At 58.0% G+C, this 19,287-nt stretch carries 17 protein-coding genes; 10 read left to right on the plus strand and 7 right to left on the minus strand.

Annotated elements, in window-relative coordinates:
* Positions 1–188: 188 nt before the first annotated feature.
* Together ACFPDR_RS14850 and ACFPDR_RS14855 are read left to right on the plus strand one after the other, a co-directional pair.
* Positions 189–1,568, plus strand: a complete 1,380-nt coding sequence (locus ACFPDR_RS14850; RefSeq protein WP_035268349.1) for an NCS2 family permease — start codon at positions 189–191, stop codon at positions 1,566–1,568.
* Between the two features lie 69 nt (positions 1,569–1,637).
* Positions 1,638–2,252 (plus strand): HAD-IB family hydrolase, encoded by a 615-nt coding sequence (locus tag ACFPDR_RS14855; RefSeq protein ID WP_302356339.1) that lies wholly within the window; start codon positions 1,638–1,640, stop codon positions 2,250–2,252.
* Positions 2,253–2,453: 201 nt separating this feature from the next.
* On the opposite strand, the gene ACFPDR_RS14860 is transcribed toward ACFPDR_RS14855, so the two are convergent.
* The 4 genes from ACFPDR_RS14860 to ACFPDR_RS14875 form a co-directional block, all read right to left on the minus strand.
* On the minus strand, positions 2,454–3,023 hold the full coding sequence (locus tag ACFPDR_RS14860) for an HdeD family acid-resistance protein (RefSeq protein ID WP_009460967.1): 570 nt from the start codon (positions 3,021–3,023) through the stop codon (positions 2,454–2,456).
* 326 nt (positions 3,024–3,349) lie between these two features.
* Complete coding sequence (locus tag ACFPDR_RS14865) at positions 3,350–3,829, minus strand: copper chaperone PCu(A)C (RefSeq protein WP_060186062.1); 480 nt, start codon at positions 3,827–3,829, stop codon at positions 3,350–3,352.
* 20 nt (positions 3,830–3,849) lie between these two features.
* Entirely contained in the window at positions 3,850–4,467 is a 618-nt protein-coding gene (locus ACFPDR_RS14870) for an SCO family protein (protein ID WP_239055358.1), read from the minus strand.
* Between the two features lie 56 nt (positions 4,468–4,523).
* A complete protein-coding gene (locus tag ACFPDR_RS14875; protein ID WP_035268339.1) occupies positions 4,524–4,940 on the minus strand; it encodes a hypothetical protein in 417 nt (138 codons plus the stop codon).
* An 82-nt stretch (positions 4,941–5,022) separates the two neighbouring features.
* On the opposite strand from ACFPDR_RS14875, the gene ACFPDR_RS14880 reads away from it, so the two are divergent.
* Positions 5,023–5,187: a hypothetical protein gene (locus tag ACFPDR_RS14880; RefSeq protein WP_157664272.1), complete on the plus strand. Its 165-nt coding sequence runs from the start codon at positions 5,023–5,025 to the stop codon at positions 5,185–5,187.
* A gap of 20 nt (positions 5,188–5,207) precedes the next feature.
* On the opposite strand, the gene ACFPDR_RS14885 is transcribed toward ACFPDR_RS14880, so the two are convergent.
* Entirely contained in the window at positions 5,208–6,914 is a 1,707-nt protein-coding gene (locus tag ACFPDR_RS14885) for an FMN-binding glutamate synthase family protein (protein WP_302356347.1), read from the minus strand.
* A 374-nt stretch (positions 6,915–7,288) separates the two neighbouring features.
* Here ACFPDR_RS14885 and ACFPDR_RS14890 point away from each other — a divergent pair, with 374 nt between their 5' ends.
* The 3 genes from ACFPDR_RS14890 (at position 7,289) to ACFPDR_RS14900 (ending at position 10,326) form a co-directional block, all read left to right on the plus strand.
* Positions 7,289–9,202, plus strand: a complete 1,914-nt coding sequence (locus ACFPDR_RS14890; protein ID WP_239055359.1) for an FUSC family protein — start codon at positions 7,289–7,291, stop codon at positions 9,200–9,202.
* Positions 9,202–9,666 (plus strand): MarR family winged helix-turn-helix transcriptional regulator, encoded by a 465-nt coding sequence (locus ACFPDR_RS14895; protein ID WP_009460957.1) that lies wholly within the window; start codon positions 9,202–9,204, stop codon positions 9,664–9,666. The genes ACFPDR_RS14890 and ACFPDR_RS14895 overlap by 1 nt, the downstream gene beginning before the upstream one ends.
* Positions 9,667–9,795: 129 nt before the next feature.
* Positions 9,796–10,326 carry a CinA family protein gene (locus tag ACFPDR_RS14900; RefSeq protein ID WP_026484714.1) on the plus strand — a complete coding sequence of 177 codons (531 nt, stop codon included), beginning with the start codon at positions 9,796–9,798 and terminating at the stop codon, positions 10,324–10,326.
* A gap of 34 nt (positions 10,327–10,360) precedes the next feature.
* On the opposite strand, the gene acnA is transcribed toward ACFPDR_RS14900, so the two are convergent.
* Positions 10,361–13,015 (minus strand): aconitate hydratase AcnA, encoded by a 2,655-nt coding sequence (gene acnA / locus ACFPDR_RS14905; RefSeq protein WP_115635035.1) that lies wholly within the window; start codon positions 13,013–13,015, stop codon positions 10,361–10,363.
* A 169-nt stretch (positions 13,016–13,184) separates the two neighbouring features.
* On the opposite strand from acnA, the gene ACFPDR_RS14910 reads away from it, so the two are divergent.
* Both ACFPDR_RS14910 and ACFPDR_RS14915 read left to right on the plus strand, forming a co-directional pair.
* Positions 13,185–14,195, plus strand: a complete 1,011-nt coding sequence (locus tag ACFPDR_RS14910) for a GntR family transcriptional regulator (RefSeq protein WP_083053816.1) — start codon at positions 13,185–13,187, stop codon at positions 14,193–14,195.
* A 4-nt stretch (positions 14,196–14,199) separates the two neighbouring features.
* The gene (locus ACFPDR_RS14915) at positions 14,200–15,360 is read left to right on the plus strand and encodes a 2-methylaconitate cis-trans isomerase PrpF family protein (protein WP_009460950.1); all 1,161 of its coding nucleotides are present in this window, start codon (positions 14,200–14,202) and stop codon (positions 15,358–15,360) included.
* Here the strand turns inward: ACFPDR_RS14915 and ACFPDR_RS14920 are convergent.
* Complete coding sequence (locus ACFPDR_RS14920) at positions 15,357–16,343, minus strand: helix-turn-helix domain-containing protein (RefSeq protein ID WP_376911361.1); 987 nt, start codon at positions 16,341–16,343, stop codon at positions 15,357–15,359. The two genes, ACFPDR_RS14915 and ACFPDR_RS14920, sit on opposite strands and share 4 nt — an antisense overlap.
* A 305-nt stretch (positions 16,344–16,648) precedes the next feature.
* Between ACFPDR_RS14920 and ACFPDR_RS14925 the strand changes: the two genes are divergently transcribed.
* Positions 16,649–17,830, plus strand: coding sequence for an ABC transporter substrate-binding protein (locus tag ACFPDR_RS14925; RefSeq protein WP_009460946.1), 1,182 nt, complete (start codon positions 16,649–16,651; stop codon positions 17,828–17,830).
* A gap of 38 nt (positions 17,831–17,868) precedes the next feature.
* A complete protein-coding gene (locus tag ACFPDR_RS14930; RefSeq protein WP_035268328.1) occupies positions 17,869–19,260 on the plus strand; it encodes an aromatic ring-hydroxylating dioxygenase subunit alpha in 1,392 nt (463 codons plus the stop codon).
* The last annotated feature ends 27 nt before the right edge of the window (positions 19,261–19,287 follow it).

The following is a 19,287-nucleotide window of genomic DNA, read 5'->3' on the forward strand; positions in this document are numbered from 1 at the left end:
TACTTCTTTCTGCCTATGTCTGCACCTTGTTGCGGGCAGGGCAGGACTCGTCTTTGCTCGGCGTTTTCTTTGATTCAGCGTGTGAGAAGTCTCTTGCCCCCTTTGGGGCTGGAACTGTCCATTACTGATTCCTGATGACGGCAACGTACCGTTTCAGACATCACAATACTGATAAAGGAGCATGAAGTATGGCTGAGCAAGAATCCGCATTGCGGCCAGGGCAGGAGGCCCTGGTCCCTCCGGTTGCTGGCGGTTGGTTGCAGAAACATTTTGCCTATACAGAGCGCGGCAGTTCTCTGCGTCAGGAGGTCTTGGCAGGGCTGACGACATTCCTGGCAATGGTTTATTCCGTATTTGTCGTACCGTCCATGCTGGGCAAGGCGGGCTTTGATACCTCGTCGGTCTTTGTGGCCGTGTGTCTGACCAGCGCTTTTGGCTCCCTGCTGATGGGGCTGTGGGCGAATCTGCCCATTGCGGTGGGCTGTGCCTTGTCCTTGACTGCGTTCTTGGCTTTTGACTTGGTGCTGGGTCAGCAACTCAGCCCGGCCGTCGCCCTGGGTGCCGTGTTCCTGATGGGCCTGATCTTTACCCTGATTTCCGCTACCGGGATTCGTACCTGGATTCTGCGCAATTTGCCCCTGGGCATCGCGCATGGCACGGGTATTGGAATTGGCCTGTTCTTGTTGATGATCGCTTCCAACGAGGTAGGTCTGGTGACCCGTAATACGGGCGCAGGTCTGCCGGTTGCTCTGGGGGACGTCACGTCCATGCCGGTCTGGTTGAGTGTGCTGGGTCTGGCAGCGATTTTTGGCCTGGAGCGCCGTCGTGTCACGGGCGGTATCTTGCTGGTGATCTTGGGTCTGTCGGCGGTAGGCCTGATCTTCGATCCCAATGTGCGCTTTACTGGCCTGTTTGCCATGCCTAGCTTGCTGGGCGAGAACTCCTTGATCGGTGCCATGGACATAGGCGGGGCCTTGAATGCGGTCGTCCTGCCCAGTGTGCTGGCTCTGGTGATGACAGCCGTGTTTGATGCGACCGGCACGATTCGTGCGGTCGCGGGCAATGCCGGGCAATTGGACAAGGATGGCCAGATCATCAATGGCAGCCGCGCCCTGACGACGGACTCGCTCAGCTCTTTGGTGTCTGCCAGCTTGGGGGCTTCGCCTGCCGCCGCCTACATTGAATCTGCTGCCGGCACAGCCGCCGGGGGACGTACCGGTCTGACCGCGGTGGTGGTTGGCCTGGGTTTCCTGATGCTGATCTTCCTGTCGCCTTTGGCCGGTCTGGTGCCTTCCTATGCGACTGCGCCTGCCTTGATGTATGTGGGCTTGCTCATGCTGGGCGGCGTGCGTCATCTGAATACCGAAGATACGGTCGACACCATGGCGGGTCTGGTGTGCGCCGTGTTTATCGTGCTGACCGTCAATATCGTCACAGGCATCATGCTGGGCTTTTGCACGCTGGTGCTGGGTCGCCTGTTCTCGGGTGAACTGCGTCGCCTGAATGTGGGCACGGTTCTGATTGCCATTGCCCTGGTTGTTTTCTACCTGGGTGGCTGGGCCTTATAAAGCAGGGCTTGGGAAGGGCTGGTGTTCCCCTTTACACTAGCCCTTTTTCTGAAAACCAAAGGGGTACCTGTGCTGGTCGCATTTGATTTTGATGGCACGATTACAGACCGGGACAGCTTGCAGGACTTTATACGTCGCATGCGAGGCTGGCCGGTCTGTATTCGTGCCTATTTAGCTTGCGTGCCTCGCGTCCTGGTCTGGGATCGCGGTCCGCAGCGTCGTCAGGCGATCAAGCATCGTTTTCTACGCAGTGCCTTGGGTGGTTTGAGCCGGGAGCAGGTTCAGGCTTTAGCCGACACCTATGTGCGGGACTATGTGCCGCAGATTATCCGCCCGGAAATGATGGAACGAGTCCGTGCCCATCGAGAGCGGGGAGATACGATGGTGCTGGTCAGTGCCTCGCCGTCCATTTATTTACAGCCCTGGGCGCAAGCACAGGGAATGGCTCAGGTGCTGGCGACAGAGTTGGCCTTTGATGATCAACAAGGTTGTGTGGGCATGGCCAGCGCCAATTGCTGGGGGCAGGAGAAGGTGAATCGCTTGCAGGCGTGGCTGGGCGATAAACCCGTGGAGCTGGATATGGCCTATGGTGATAGCCCCGGTGATGCGCAGATGCTGGCCCATACGCGTCAGCCCTGGCTGCGGGGAAGGGATGCCGCTCTGCCAGCGCTGGAAGTCCGATAGTCGATTGTAGGGTTTGCTCTGTACCGCTTGAGTTGCAGGCTTGGCAGCCTGGTGGCAGATCTACAGTCCAGGGCGGGAGATCAAGATAGCATAATGCCCGACCAGAAGCAGATTCTGGTCGGGCATTTTTTCGGAGTGATTTGCAGTGATTTGGTCAGCGGAGATCAATCCCGACGCAGGGGTTTGATCCTGGCCGATGGTTTAGTTCTGATTGCGCTTGATTGCCATACCAATCAACAAGCTGGCCCAACCTTGGGTCAGCAAATCAATACCCAGTATCAGGCCCAGAATCCATACGCTATTGCCGGGCCAGCCTGCGGCAATGATCAAACCGGCTGCCAGTGTAATCAGGCCGGAAAAGGCCATCCAACCGCCACCTGCCTGGGCCCGGTTCTGAAACCAGATCCAGAGTCGGAATGCGCCGGAAGCAATCAGGAAGGCACCAAAAATCAGGGTCAGGACGGTGGCACCTACCAAGGGGTTGCTGATGGCAATCAAACCGGCGAACAAGTACAAAATGCCGCTCAAGCTCCAGAACAGAAAGCCGCGCCAGCCTTTGGAACTCCATGCATGAGCCAGATGCAGCACGCCGCCTATGGTCATCAGGATGCCGACGTACACCACGCTGGCAACCGTGGCGCCAACCACGTAGATCAAGGCGATCAGACCCAGAATAATCAGGGCGATGCCCAGACCAATAAACCATCCTGGTTTCAAGGGCAGTTGACGTAGCAACTCAGAGCGATTGTTGTCATGTGGACTTAGAGCCATCTATGTACTCCTTGCAAGGTTAAACCGACGCTACGGTCTTAACTTTACTCCAGACCCGTGCAAGGGCCTAGTGATATGCAAAGAGCCTGCTGCAGAAACACGAAGGCCCTACCGTTGCGGTAGGGCCTATGGGCCGCTCTGGCGGCGGTGAACTGTCATGATGACAGTTTGGGAAAGCTGTGTTTCAGACAGCTTACTGACACTATGTCAGTGGTTTCAATGTACGTTAGCTAATTAAAACCAGCCAATTATGGAAAACCCGGAAGTCTGAAACAAAGCCCTTCAAACCGGTAAAACAGGCAGTTTGAAGGGGTGGGAACAGGGCCTTAGTGGCCGTGTGCGCCCTGGTGACCCTGGCCAGCCTTGGTGTTCAAGGCACGGACCGGAGCGCTGATTTTCAGCTCTTCCTTTTGACCGGCGGCACTCTGGATTTCCAGGGTGAGATCCACGGAACTGCCCGCCTCAACCTGTTTGTCCAGACCCAGCAGCATGATGTGGTAGCCGCCGGGTTTCAGTTCCACAGCCTTGCCAGCGGGCAGGTCGAGTTTTTCAACCTGGCGCATGCGCATGACTTCGTTTTCCATCGCCATTTCGTGTACCTCTACCTGTTTGCTCAAGCTGCTGCTGGCGCCCAGCAATTGGGCGTTCTCGGTAGATTGCAGCACCATGAAGGCGCCGGTGGCTTGCTGGCCGGGAACCGTGGCGCGAACCCAGGGATCGGTAACGGTGACTTCGGCCTGGGCCAGGGTGGGCAGGCTCAGCAAGGCGGCCAGGGAAAAAAGAGAGCGAGCAATAGTACGTTTCATGTTGGTAATCCTGTTGGGGTTCACTTGCTCAGAGCCAGTACCTGGCGGATATCAGCCACGGCTTCTTCAGCCGTTTGCGTATGACGCAGGGCGATCTGCAACTTGCCTCGTGTGTCATACACATAGGTCAAGGCGCTGTGGTCCATGGTGTAGCTGGAGCCGGTAGGAACCTTTTGATAGAAGACTTTGAAGTCGCTGGCGGTTTTGGCCAGCTCTTCCTCGGTGGGGCGCAGGGCCACGAAACTGGGGTCGAAAGCCTGCATGTAGGCCCGCAGCAGTTCGGGCGTGTCGCGCTCCGGGTCAATGGAGATAAACAAGACTTGCAGCTTGTCGCCATCCTCGCCCAACTGTTCCTTGATGTCGACGGCACGAGTCAGGGCTGTCGGGCAGACGTCGGGGCATTGGGTAAAACCAAAGAAGATCAGCACGATCTTGCCGCGATAGTCGGCCATGGTGCGACGTTGGCCTTCGGTATCCAGCAAGCTGAAATCCTTGGCAAAGTCGGCACTGCTCATGTCTACACCTTCCAGATTACGAAAGGCGGGCTGCTTGGGGGCCTTGTCGCCGCAGGCGCTCAGGACCAGAGGAGTCGCCAGCATGGCAAGCAGGAGCTGGCGGCGTGAGAAGGAGGCGTTCATAGAAATATCCCGCTAATTGACAACATAAGGTGGCTGCGCCGGGCAGCCGAGGCTGGTCAGGAAACGAGCGTGGAGGGGGGACCGCGCGCACTCAGGGGCGGGCCCGTCAGGGGAAGAACGGGAGCCGCCGCCTGTTGGGCAGTGTCCCAGGTATGTCGTGGTGTAGGTGTCAGATTCCAGGCAGGGCTGGGATCATCATTCAGGGCTTTTTGCGCCTGGGCCTGGGCGAACAGACAGGCGGCATGCAGGCTGTGTTGCTCGTCGTGCTTTGGGCCGCCAGGTAGCTGGCTGCTCCATTGCGCCAGGAAAGGGTCGCCCTGAACGCACAGGCTGAGCGCGGCTGCATTGGCCGGGTCGGCGCTGGGCATGTAGCCGTTGGGGATCAGACCACGCAAAAGCAGGGCGCAGATTGCCAGCACCAGTAAAAACCGGCTGCGAGTACCTGAGGTGGGGAATGCGCAGTGCCTGATCATGATCAGAGCATTCTAGTACAGATGGAAATCAGTTTGCCCAGATTCTGTGGCACAGTAGACGCCTATCATCAAGGAGCTTGATATGCGACAGATTTATGGGGTGCTGAGCGCCTTGGTCATGGTGCTGGGGCTGGCGGCGTGTTCAACACCGGATCGCTCTGCAGACAGCAGCTGGAGTCGACCTTCCGGCGTTGAAATCTATGGGGAAATGGATGCAGGGGTAGGGACGGTGCGGCAGTCCCGCTAGGGAGACTGCCGCATGCCGCGTCAGGCCAGGGCTTGGCCTGCGCTATCAGCTGCGTCCTGTTTTTTCATGATTTCTTCAGGATCAGCTTCATCATTCAAGTGCGACAAGGCTTTGCTCAGGCTATAGGCCGGTTCAAAGGAGTCGGGGTTGGCCATAGGCCAGCCCACACGGAAAATCGTTTGACGATAGTGGCCGCGCAAGAGTTCGCCTTTTTTCAGATCCGGGAACAGAGCCGACATCACGCGCACTTCGCCGTTGCTGATACGGCGGGCAATATGGTGGGGACGTAACTGGTCCGGATGTTCCAGACCCGCCGCACCCAATAGTTCAGCCAGGGCTTTGAGCGTATTGCCATGGAAGCTGGCCACGCGCAGGGATTTGTCATCAACCACCAGGGCTTTTTGACGCTGCGGATCTTGTGTCGCCACGCCAGTGGGGCACTTGTCGGTATGACAGGCCTGGGCCTGAATGCAACCCACGGCAAACATGAAACCACGCGCGCTATTGCACCAGTCAGCACCCAGGGCCATGATGCGGGCCATATCAAAGGCGCTGATGATCTTGCCCGAGGCACCCAGGCGGATTTGTTCGCGCAAACCGATACCCACCAGCGTGTTATGAACCAGGCGCAGAGCCTCGCGCAAGGGGGTGCCGACGTGGTCAATGAACTCCACGGGGGAGGCACCGGTACCGCCTTCTGCACCATCGACCACAATAAAGTCCGGTGTGATACCTGTTTTCAGCATGGCTTTGGCAATGGCAAACCATTCCCAGGCATGTCCGATACAGAGTTTGAAGCCCACGGGCTTGCCACCGGACAAGGTACGCAGCTTGGCCACGAATTCCAGCAGCTCTACGGGAGAATGGAAGGCGCTGTGGCTGGGTGGCGAGTTACAGTCCACGCCTTCCGGCACACCGCGTGCCAGGGCAATTTCAGGCGAGACCTTGGTGCCGGGCAAGATGCCGCCGTGGCCAGGTTTGGCCCCTTGCGACAGCTTGATTTCAATCATCTTGATGTGATCCTGAGTGGCTCGTTCGGCAAAGCGTTCGGACGAAAAGTTGCCTTGTTCATCGCGGCAACCAAAGTAGCCCGAGCCAATATTCCAGATCAGATCACCGCCATGACGCAGGTGATAGGTGCTGATGCCGCCTTCGCCCGTGTCATGCGCAAAATTGCCCATCTTGGCACCCTTGTTCAGAGCCAGGATGGCATTGGCCGACAGCGCCCCAAAACTCATGGCCGAAATATTCAGCACCGACAGCGAATAAGGCTGGGTACAGTCCGGCCCACCCACCGTGATACGGAACTGTGAGTCTTTGATGTGCTTGGGCGTCATGGAGTGGTTGATCCACTCGTACCCATTGTTGTAGACCTCCTGGTGAGTACCAAAAGGCTGCTTGTCGACCTGCTGTTTGGCGCGCTGGTACACCAGGGAGCGGTCCGCCCGCGAAAAAGGCAGTTGCTGCTCATCGCCTTCCAGAAAGTACTGGCGAATCTCAGGGCGTATGGCTTCAAAGATAAAGCGCAGATTGCCGATAACCGGATAGTTGCGACGAATGGCGTGACGAGTTTGAGTGATGTCCACCAAGCCCTGAATGCACAGGGCCAGCCCTGGTATCGCCAGCCATAGCCAGCTTGCGCTTCTGAACAAGGAAAGCAGCAAGAAAAAGGCGGTCAGGCCAATGATGATGTAGAAGGCGGTGTAGCGTGTCAGCCACTTTTGCATAAAGACTCCTGCCAAGAAAACGGGGTGACGGGCAGGATTTCGGGTACCTGCCGGTCAGGCTGCCAACATCATAGAACGCTCCCGTACGGTTTGACCATGCCTGGATGGCGATAGTTTATGAAAACTAACAAACAACCACGGAGTGGCTGAAAAAGGGCGGGGCAGGGCGCAAATTGTTTAGCTTTGAAAGGCGTGATGGAAACCAGGGAGGCTGTTGCGGTGCAGCATGAAACAGCGTGTTCCGCCTTGAGGCTTGTGTATGGCGGGCAGGGCCGGAGCTGCCATAAACACGATATTCAGCTAGCTGTAATTGAATAGGTAGGTAAGCTATCTATATAATCATGCTTTAGCCTTTGTTCTGTCTCCTGTCTTTTATGTTTCCCTCATTTTCCTGGATCCAGCTGGATCGACCTGCGCTCCTGCATGGCCTGAATTTGGCCTTGGCAGCGTGGCTGTCGTTCACCATCGCTGTTCTGCTTTCCGTTGATAACCCGTTTTGGGCTGCCATGCCGGTGTGGGTGCTGTCGCAAGCGTATCGGGGGCTGGTGTACGAGCGGGCTTTGTGGCGGATTTTGGGAACGTTGGTGGGGGCCGGTTTGGGATTGGCGTTCCTGCACTTGCCCAATCCTTATCTGCAATTGCTGGGGATGGCCCTGGTGGTGGGGGTGGCCTCGGCCTTGACCCATGTGTTTCGGGGCGCTTTTTCTTACTTGCCCATGCTGGCGGGGATCACGATTGGCGTGGTGGTCTTGCCCTCGGTGCTGGCTCCGGAGGCGTCACTGGATTTGGCCTTGTCGCGAGTGGAGTGCACGCTGATCGGGGTCGTGGTCACTACCTTGCTGTGCTCGCGGACAACGCCGCGCAGTCAGCGCAAAACGTATTACGAGCGCGTACGTGTCCTGGCGGCGGATGCCTTGCGCATCGCTGCTCATGCTTTGGGGCCGTCTTATCAGCAGCCGGATCAAAGCTCGTGGAGCCGTGTTCGCCAGGAGATTGTGGATCTGGATGCCCAAGCCCGTATTCTGGCGGCCGGCTCTCTGGATGCTTATCGACGCCTGCCTTATGTGGATGCGTTTCTGTACGCCGTGATTGAGCTTTTGGCCGCCAGTGCGCTGATTGTCCAGCAAAGGGAGCAGGGCCTCTCGCCTGCCGCGGATTACGCACGCGACTTGCAGGAACAGGCACAACGCTTGCAGGACGGTCTGAGTTTGCGGGTGCTGGGCAAGACAGCCTTGCGGCACGAGGGGCAGATCAGTCTGGCGCGCTTGCGCCGTGCAATGGGTCAAATACAAAGGGCGGAGCAGGGGTTGTTCGCTGAACGGGTGCAGCCCAGACGGCACCGTTTTCTGACGACGCCTGCTGTTTCGGTGGATTGGCCCTTGGCAATCCGCACAGGCCTGGTCAGTGGCCTGGCCGCTTTCACTGCAGGTGGCATCGCTTACGCTTTGGCCAGCCCCGCGCTGGAGTTGATGGCGATTGGGGTGTGTACGTTCTCCATTATTTTGGGCTCCATGCCGCGTCCGCAATTGATGAGCCGAACCATGTTTACCGGGATTGCCGTGGGCGTGCTGGTAGCCAGCTTTTATCGCTATTTCGTCCAGGTACACCTGGTTGCGGACTGGCAGGTCATTCTGTCCGTGCTTCCTTTTTTGGTGGTCGGCGGTTTGTTACGTGCCAACCGTCCTACGTCGACCTGGGCATTGGACGCGAATATGTGTTTCCAGCTGGCCAGTCAGGCCGGGATGGCGGCGGTTACTTGGCCCATCATCTTGAAGGAGTCCTTGCCTTTGCTGGCGGGCTCTGCGGTCGTGTGCAGTGCTTTCTTCCTTTTGCCTCGCCGGACTCATCCTCGTGGCCAAGCCTTGGTCAGACGTGTGGTGCGCGAATTGTATCCGTTGATCAAGCGTTCGCGCCCACGCCTGTTCCGGGTCTGGCGTGCGCGGGTAGTGCGTCAATGGGTGCGTCTCTGGCACTGGATGGGCGAGCAGACCCCCCATGGTTTGCTGTCCTTGATCAACCTGGGCCATGGCGTGGTCGCGCTGAAGCGGCTGGCCAAACGCGGACCGGAGCAGCAAGCCTGTGTGGAGCTGGTCTGTGAGTTGCTGGAAGGGTTTGAGCATCAGCCCGTGGAGTTGGCCCAGCAATTGCTGCGTATCAGCCAATCCTGTACCGACACGGTATTGAGGCAGGCGATCATGGATGTGGCGCAGTCCTTGCAGGGGGCGCAAGCGGTTCTGGTTTATGCTTACCCGCCTGATGCTACGCCGCGCGCTGTGGAGACTTCCTGATGAATCACCAACTTTATGAACGATTTGGCCTGTCCATGATTGTGCTGGCGCGCCTGTATCGTCGTGAACTGGATCAGACGCTGGTGCGTTATGGCGTGTCCGAGGCCACCATCCTGCCGATTCGCTATCTGGCCCAGTTGGGGGAACCCATACGGCAAGGGCAGTTGGCACGCATGATGCGTCTGGAAGGCCCCACCCTGGTGCGCCTGATCGACCAGTTGGAGTCTGGCGGTTTGCTGGAGCGTGTGCCCGACGAGCAGGACAAGCGCGCTCGCCTGTTGTGTCTGACTGAAAAAGGGCGGGACTTTCACGAACGCCTGCTGGAATTGCTGCGCCAATCCCGTGCTCCCCTGTTTGAAGGGATTGCGGACGCAGATATAGAAGCGGCCTTGCGTTGTTTTGACGCGCTGGCCAGCAATCTGGGGCTTGAAGCAACGGATATGTCCAGCCTGTTCGGGGATTGATCAAGTGCCTGGGCGAGGCAGCGTAAGCGCATGTTCCAGATGGTGAGCAGAAAGCAGGAGCTGGTTTCCTGCTTTTTTACTTTATGGTTGAATAAACCGTCCTTGTTTCAGCAATAAGGAGGGTATGCCATGAACGATGTAGATCTTGCACGCTTGGTCAAAATCATGACCGAGGCCCAGCTGACGCTGGCAACCGCAGAATCCTGCACGGCAGGGTTGATTGCGTCCACGCTGGCTGACCAAGCGGGGGCGGCAGCTGTACTGGACTGTGCTTTTGTGACGTATTCTCCGCAGGCCAAGTATCGCTGCCTGGGCGTCGATCAGCGGGTGCTGGCGGAAAATAATCTGTGCAGTGAGGCAGTGGCGCGGGCCATGGCCAAAGGAGCCGCAGAATTGACCCCGGCCAATTTGATCATTGCCAATACGGGGGTGGCTGACGATATTGCGGAGCCGCAGATTCCGGCCGGCACGCAATGTTTTGCCTGGCTGTTCAAGCCACAGGATAAATTTGATCCTTTGGTCGTCTATACGGAAACGATTGTTTTCGATGGCACGCGGGATGAAATCCGCCAGCAAAGTGCGAATCATGCCTTGCTGCGCATCGAGCATTGGTTGCGGCTGGTTAAACAAGAACGCCAGGGTGTGACCCCTGGCGTTTGATACCGCTAACTGGACAAGCTAAGCCTGTAAAGGCTTAGTTTTCCAGGTATTTGCGCCAGACGCGTGGCAGGATACCGCCATGACGCCAGTACTCCATGTCCTCGACCGTATCCAGACGCACAATCACCGGCACGGACTGGGTGCTGCCATCCAGGCGATGGATGATCAGCTCGGCCTGCGAGCGTACCCCCAGGTTTTCTTCCAGGCCCTTCACATCAAAGGTTTCGGTGCCGTCCAGGCCCAGGGTATCGGCATTGGTGCCGTCCTGGAACTGCAAGGGCAGCACACCCATACCGACCAGGTTGGTGCGGTGGATACGCTCGAAACCTTCGGCAACCACCGCCTTCACGCCCAGCAGAGCAGGGCCTTTTGCGGCGGAGTCGCGGGAAGAACCGCAACCGTAGTTCTTGCCAGCAATCACCAGCAAGGGAACCTGACGTTCCTGATAGGTCTGGGCCGCTTCAAAAATACGCATCACTTCGCCTTCCGGCATCACCTTGGTGACGCCGCCTTCCACGCCGGGAACAATCTTGTTGCGCAGACGGATGTTGGCGAAGGTCGCACGTTTGACCACTTCGTGGTTGGCACGGCGCGTGGTGTAGTTGTTGAAGTCTTTTTGCTCCACACCCTTGGATAGCAGGAAGTCAGCAGCAGGCGTACCCAGGCTGATCGAACCCGATGGCGAGATGTGGTCGGTGGTGATGGAGTCACCCAGAATCGCCAGCGGACGCATGCCGCGCAGGTTGGCCACGGGAGCCGGTTCGCGCTGCAAGCCGTCAAAGTAAGGCGGTTTGCGGATGTAGGTGCTGTCGGCTTCCCATGGGTAGTGGCCACCATTGCTTTCGCGGGCCAGGGCATCCCAGGGTTCGCCACCGTCGTACAGCTCGGCATAGCGTTCGATGAACAGGTCGCGATCGTACGCGCCGTGGATGGCTTCCTGAACTTCTGCCGATTTGGGCCAGATGTCGCTCAGGTAGACGTCTTTGCCGTCCTGATCCTTGCCCAGCGGGTCGCGGGTCAGGTCTACATTCAGGTTGCCGGCCAGGGCGTAGGCCACAACCAGGGCGGGCGATGCCAGGTAAGCAGCGCGCACGTTGGCGTGGATACGGCCTTCAAAGTTACGGTTACCCGACAGTACGGCGGTGGCAATCAGCTTTTCGGATTCAATCGCGTTGACGATATTGGCAGGCAGTGGGCCCGAGCCGCCGTTACACGTGGTGCAACCAAAGCCGGCAATATTAAAGCCCAGCACGTCCAGGTCGTCTTGCAGTTGAGCGCGCTCCAGCACGTCAGCTGTTACTTGGCTACCGGGCACCAGCGAGGTCTTGACCCAGGGCTTGCTGCGCAAACCACGAGCCACGGCGTTACGGGCCAGCAGACCGGCGGCCATCATATTGGCGGGGTTAGCGGTATTGGTACAGGAAGTAATGGCGGCAATGACCACATCGCCATCATTCAGCACAAAGTCCTCGCCTTCCACGGGTACGGCACGTTGCGGGTCGTAAGGACGGCCAGCAATTTTCTGGTGATGGGCGGGGAAGGACTGGGCAGCGGTGTCCAGATCCAGGTGATCTTCAGGATTGCTGGGGCCAGCCAGGCTAGGCTTGATGCTGCTCAGGTCCAGTTTCAACACGGTGTCGTAAACAGGAGCGGGAGCGGCCGGGTCGCGCCACAGTTTTTGAACCTTGCTGTATTGCTCGACCAGATCAATCTGTTCTTGTGGACGGCCTGTCATGTGCATGTAGTGCAGGGCAGCGTCGTCGATGGGGAAGAACACCGCGGTTGCGCCGTACTCTGGTGCCATATTGGCGATCATGCCACGGTCGCCCAGGGACAGCTCGTCCACGCTGGGGCCAAAGAATTCGACAAACTTGCCCACCACGCCCAGTTCGCGCAGTTTTTGCGTAATGACCAGAACCAGGTCGGTAGGCAGCACGCCGTCATTGAGCTTGCCAGTCAGCTCGATACCCACCACGGCAGGCAGGGCGATGGCGACGGGCAGGCCTACCATCACGGCTTCGGCTTCAATACCTCCGACACCCCAGCCCAGAATGCCCAGGCCGTTAACCATAGGCGTGTGGCTGTCGGTCCCGACACAGCTGTCGGGGTAGACCAGATCCACGTCCTTGCCTTCTTCGGTCCATACAACCTGACCAATATGCTCGATGTGCAATTGGTGCATGATGCCTTTGCCAGGTGGCACCACTTTCACGCCGTCAAAGTTGCTGGAACACCAGCGCAGGAAGGCAAAGCGCTCGCCGTTACGTTGGTATTCACGTGCCAGGTTGATGTCGGCTGCCTTGGGGTTGGCCCAGCTGTCCACTTGGAGGGAGTGGTCAATAATCACGTCGATAGGGACTTGAGGGCGCACGCGGCTGGCGTCACCACCGGCTGCTTGTACGCCTTCGCGCAAGGCGGCCATGTCCAGCAGCATCACCAAACCCAGAATGTCCTGACCAAAGACGCGGGCAGGGTAGAAGGTGATGCCGTCGCCCACCTTGCGCTGGAGCAGGGAGTCAATTTCCTGATCCACGTCGGCGTGACGCACGGCCTTTTGACGACAGAGGTTTTCCAGCAGAACGCGCAGCGAGTACGGCAGCTTTTCAATACCGGGGATGTCGGCGATAGGAACGTAACGTACGGAACGTCCGTTCAGGGACAGCGTTTCTAGGGCAAGAGACTGAGACATGGCAAACGATTCATCCGTAATAAGAAGCCAGGAAAGCGGGGCCAACCTGAGCAAGAATAATCAATAAAATTATGCGTCTGGAGCCTTGATAAAACAATTAAATTGTATTTTGTTTGTATATAATACAATAAAACGATCCGGGATCGCTTCGATTTTTAGGAATGTCGGCATGAAAAGCCAATCCAATTCTTTGCATGTCACCTTGGCGCATCGCCTGCTGGACTACGTGCGAGCAGGGCATTTGCAGGCCGGGCATCATTTGACGGAACAATCGCTGGCCGAAGCGCTGGGTGCGTCGCGCTCGCCCATACGCGGCGCACTGGCCTATCTGGCGGAAAAAGGCATTGTGGGCGCACAGCCGCCCCGACGTGGCTTATATCTGTTGAAAGGGGCCGACCAGCTTGGTGTGATCGAAGAAGAACTGGGTACCAGCCAGGACGACCAGATCTATCTGCAACTGGCCCGCGACAAGCTATCTGGTATTTGGGGTGACACCTTGTCGGAAAACGACGCCATGCGCCGCTATGGCCTGACACGCGAGCGTGTGCGCCGCATTCTGGCTCGTGCTGCCAATGAAGGTTGGATGGAACAGCGCGCCAGCAAAGGCTGGTCTTTCCTGCCCATGATTGACGGCCCTCAGGCTTGCGAAGAAAGCTATACCTTGCGCCAGATGCTGGAACCAGCGGCCATGCTGCTGCCGGGCTTCGCCATTGACTCCACTGTCTTGCGCCGGGTGCGTTTGCAGCAGCAGGCCTTGGCCGACGGGGGCTGGCGTCATGCCGGACACGCGGAAATGTATCAGGCCAATGCCACCTTCCATGAAGCCTTGGCCTCCTTGTCCGGTAACCGCTTTATCGCCCAGACCGTGACACGCCAGAACCAGTTGCGGCGCTTGCTGGAATATCAGGAAACCCTGGATCGGGAACGTATTCGTCGCCAATGCCTGGAGCATCTGGCAATTCTGGATTTGCTGGAAAAGGGCGAACGCGCTCAGGCCTCCGCCCTGCTGGCCCGCCATCTGGGCAATGCCAGTGAAGAGAAAGTACAGCAGCTGGAGCGGCAGCAGCAGCAACGCAGCAGCCAGCCCGGCGCTTTTAGTGAATCGATGGTCTCTCACGCCGAACCCATGGAGGAGACGGCGCAATTTTCTTTAATGGCGCAAGCCAAGAACCAGGAATAACGTGATGAAGCAAAAATCCCTTCCCGCCGTGTTCATGCGTGGTGGCACCAGCAAAGCCTTGATGCTCAATATTGCAGACCTGCCTGCCGAGCGCGACGACTGGACGCCTCTGTTTTCCGCTGCCATGGGTACGCCGGACCCTTACGGTCGCCAACTGGACGGCATGGGCGGTGGTGTTTCTTCCTTGTCCAAGGTTTGTATTATCGGCCCGTCCAGCCATCCGGACGCGGACGTGGACTATACCTTTGCGCAAGTAGCCATCAAGGAAGAGAAGGTGGATTACCGTGGCAACTGCGGCAATATGAGCTCGGCCGTCGGCCCTTACGCAGTAGAGCAGGGCATGGTCAAGGTTGAGGATGGCGAAGCGTGTGTACGCATTCTGAATACCAACACCAACAAGATCATTCACGCCCACTTCACGGTTGAAGATGGTCAGCCCCGTTATGACGGCGATTTGTCGATCCCTGGCGTCGGCGGCACGGGTTCGCCTATCCGTCTGGACTTTGTGGAACCGGGCGGTGCCTCTACTGGTTCCTTGCTGCCTAGCGGTGAATTGACCGAGTGGCTGGATGTGCCTGGCGTAGGCCGTATCGAGGTGTCGCTGGTGGACGCGGCCAACGCAGCGGTGTTTGTACGCGCGGCTGATGTAGGCCTGACCGGTCTGGAATTGCCCGACTGGCTGGAAGCTCACCCTGAAGTGCTGGAGCGTCTGGACGCAATTCGTGTGCAGGCGTCGGTACGCATGGGCATTGCTCCCGATGTGGAAGCCGCACGTCAGATTCGCATCGTGCCCTTTGTTTGCATCGTGTCGCCGGCTCAGGACAATCCGACCTTGTCTGGCGACGTGGTTCCTGCCAAAGAGATTGATCTGGTTGCCCGCGTGATTTCCAATGGCCAGCCGCACCGCGCCTTGCCCTTGACGATCTCGCTGTGCACCGCTGTGGCTGCTCGTTTGACGGGCAGCCTGCCTTCGCAATGTCTGTCTGACTCGGTTGCCCCTCAAGGTCCACTGCGTCTGGGCATGCCTTCCGGTGTGCTGACAGTGGGCGCGGAAGTGGAAAAGAAAGACGGCCAGTGGTTTGCCAAGGCCGGTTCTTTCTATCGTACGGCGCGTCGCCTGTTTGATGGCCGTGTGTGGGTTCCTGGCAAAGCCTTGAAGGACTAATCCACGATACGCAAGTCCTGCGAGGGCGAACGCCCGAAGCGGGACTTGTAGTCTGCACAGAAGCGGCCGAAATGGTTGAACCCGCAGCGCAAGGCAATCTCGCTGACCTGGGTGCCCGGCACGGCATGACGAATGGCTTGCTGGGCCGCTTCCAGACGAATCTGCTTTAGAAACTGCATGGGGCTCAACCCCCGTTCGTTGCGAAAGGCCAAGGTCAGGCTGCGCACACTGGCACAGGCCGCGGTGGCAATCTTCTCCAGCGTCAGGGCCTCGTCCAGGCTGGCCCGCATGAAATCCTCGGCTCTTTGTACCCGGCGCGAACTGGCCGGGCGCACGCTTTGCTGCAATTGCTGGCTGTAGTTACCCGGCTGGGTATGAAACAGATGCAGCAAAAGATTGTCCTCGGCCTGACGCGACCACTGGTCCATTTCGGGCGGCAAATGCCCACCGTAAGCCAGCAAGCTGCCAATCTGGTGCTGCCAGGCGCAGCCGTGCGGCGAATCCAGAGACATGCCAGCGGCAAATTCAATGGGCCGGTCCAGGCTCAAGCCCAAGGTCTGACGGGCCACTTCTTCCAGCCGGTGGCGCGGAATCTTCACTAAAAACTGTTCACAGCCCTGTTCCCAATCCAGTTCAACCTGCAGGGAAGGGGAGATCACGCTGGCGATTTTAGGGTTGGCCTGGACGTACTCCCGACCAACCCGAATACAGGAGCGTCCCTGTATAGGCACCTGAAACAGCAGGAAATCTTCCAGAATCCCCGGCGATACCTGCACCGCTGCACCATATTTCAGCAAGACAAAGGAAAAGCTGTGGCTGCTGGCATAGCGCAGGGAAGCATCGACCGGGCCGTCATTCCAGGTCAAGCGGTGCTCGGTTAAAAAACCGGCCGTCTCGCTGCGTGTCTGGTCCGGGCAGCGCGATTCAAAGCGCGGCGCACTGTGTTGCAAGGGGGCCAGCCCTGACATAAACCACGCTTGCATGATGTGTGTCTCCAAATTTTTGCCGGTTCGGGATAAGGCTTGCCATATCTGGATAGCCGCCCATTCTGCGCCGGTCTAATGTATTTCAAACCTAAAGCAGTAGTCCTGTCCCGGCACCTTAGCAGATTGGGATACGACTGGGAATTGCTGTATTCACGTAGTCCCTTGGGCCCGTCTTTTCTGGCTTGCAGGACAAGCGCCGCAAAAATCACGGGCGTCAGTGGTACACAGCTTCCGGCGTATTGGGGGTGGTCCAAGGCAGAACTAAAGTCCAGTTTTTTGAAAGACAGAGGACGGAGACAAACATGAAAAAACAAGTGGCGTTCTGTATGAGCACGCTGGCCTTGGCCCTGGCCTGTAGCCCGGCATCCAGTCAGGAAGTATTCAAGGTGGGGCTGCTAACCACCTTGTCTGGCCCTGGTGCAGCCATTGGCGCAGAAATCCGTGATGGTTTCGAGCTGGGCCTGAACCACTCGGGTGGCAAGCTCGGCGGTGTGGATGTGGCCTTGACGGTGCTGGATGATCAGCAAAAACCAATGGAAGGCCGCCAGGCGGTGGACCGTCTGGTCAAGCGTGACAAGGTCGATGTGATTACCGGCATGGCTTTCTCCAATGTGCTGCTGCCCGTGATGCCGACGATTTTGAACAGTGACACGGTCTACATTTCCGCCAACACCGGCCCGGCCGATTACGCGGGCGAGCGTTGTCACCCCAATTTCTTCAGCGTGTCCTGGCAGAACGAGGATATACCCGCTGCGATGGGCAAGTACGTGACCGATCAGGCGCACAAGAAAGTCTATTTGATTGCCCCCAACTACCCCGGTGGTCGCGAGTCCATTGAAGGCTTCAAGCGTCTGTTCAAGGGCGAGATTGCCGACGAAGTGTATGTGAAGGTCGGCCAGATGGATTACGCCGCCGAGCTGGCACAAATGCGAGCTTCGGGTGCGGATGCCGTGTTTTTCTTCCTGCCCGGCGGCATGGGCGTGTCTTTTATCAAGCAGCTGATCAACTCGGGCCTGTCCACGCAACTGGCGGTGTATACCCCCGGCTTCTCGGCTGATCAGGACACGATTGCCGCGATTGGCGAGTCCATGAAGGGCATGGCGAATGCCGCCCAGTGGTCGCCGGATCTGGATAACCCGGTCAACAAACGCTTTGTGGCGGATTTTGAAAAGACCTACGGTCGCCTGCCTTCCATGTACGCCTCCCAGGGCTACGACGCCGCCTTGTTGCTGGATGGTGCACTGAAGGCTGACCCCAAGGCCGCTACCGACCGCGAAGCCCTGCGTAAAGCCTTGCGCAGTGCACCGTTCGAGTCTGTACGCGGCGCCTTTGCCTTTAACAACAACCAGTATCCGGTGCAGACCTACTACATGCGTGAAGTGGCCCCGAATGACAAGGGCCAGATGAGCAACAAGATTGTGTCCACCGTATTCGAGCAGTTCCAGGATCATTTTGCACCGCAGTGCAAGATGGAAAAGTCATAAAGAGGGTGCGTCAAGCATCCGGCAGCAAGGAGGTAATGATGAGCTATAGCAACGAACAGCTGTCCGCATTGGTGCGGGGAGACAGCGTACATAAATCGGTCTATACCGACCCCGAGATCTTCCGTCTGGAGATGGAACGCATTTATGGCCGTGCCTGGATCTACATCGGCCACGACAGCCAGGTGCCTAATCCCGGCGACTACCACACCACCTTGTTGGGCGGCCAGGACGTCATCATGGTGCGCGGCAGCGACAAGAAGGTGTACGTGCTCTACAACCGTTGCCCGCACAAGGGTGCGAAAGTAGTGGCCGATGGCTGTGGCAACGCGGGCAAGTTCTTTCGCTGTCCTTACCACGCCTGGACGTTCAAGCTGGACGGTCAGCATCTGGCCGCTCCGATGAAAAACGGCCTGGAAAACACCTGTTTTGATCCCAAGCACCCGGACTTCTCCATGCGCCGTGTGGCTCGTGTGGAAAGCTACCGTGGTTTTGTTTTTGCCTGTCAAAGCGCCCACGGCCCGGACCTGAAAGAGTTTTTGGGTCCCATCATCACCTCCATCGACAATCTGTGCGATCGCTCGCCCGTGGGTGAAGTGGAAGTGGCCGGTGGCAGCTTCAAGGTCTGGCAGCCCTCCAACTGGAAGGTGTTCTACGAGAACCTGCACGACACCATGCACGCCAACGTGACGCACGAGTCGTCCTACGTGGCCGCCCGTGAGCAAGCCGAAGATTACGGCTCCATGCCATTGGAACTGCACATCATGGACGGTAACGGCGAGCCCTACGGTTTCTGGGAAAAGCTGGACCTGTATGCCTTTGATAACGGCCACGGCTATATGGAAGGGATTTTCAATCCCGGTGCCATCGAAACCGACCCGATCACCAAGGCGCACTACGAAACGCTGAAAGAAGCCTACGGTGAAGAAAAAGCCTTGAACATTCTGGGCGAGAACCGTCACAACAGCATTATTTACGGCAGTGGCTCGCCCCACACCGTATTCCAGCAGTTCCGTGTGATTCGCCCAGTGGCGGTGGACCGCACTCATGTGGAAATCCAGCTGTTTCGTCTGAAAGGTGCGCCGGACGATATTTACAAGCGCGGCCTGATGTACGCCAACCTGATCAACTCGCCGTCGTCCAACGTGATGCCGGACGATATCGAAGTCTATGGCCGCTGTCAGGAAGGTAACCAGACCAATGGCGGAGACTGGATCAGCATGCACCGCTATGACGGCACTGACAAGCCTATCGAAGGCGGTATGGTCGCCACCAACGGCACCAGCGAATTGCCCATGCGCAATCAGTTCCGCGCCTGGAAGCATTTCATGACTACCAGTCTGTACGACGCGCCTGCGCAGTCGGAAGACAGTGGTAAAGCCACGGTGCGTTCGGCTTCTGGTGAGCCCATCGCCCCCGCAACACAGGCTTAAGCGGGCTGCTGTCCGAGCCAAGGAGAA

Origin of the sequence: Alcaligenes sp. GCM10023179, assembly GCF_042653705.1 — a bacterium.
Lineage (GTDB): Bacteria > Pseudomonadota > Gammaproteobacteria > Burkholderiales > Burkholderiaceae_B > Alcaligenes > Alcaligenes phenolicus.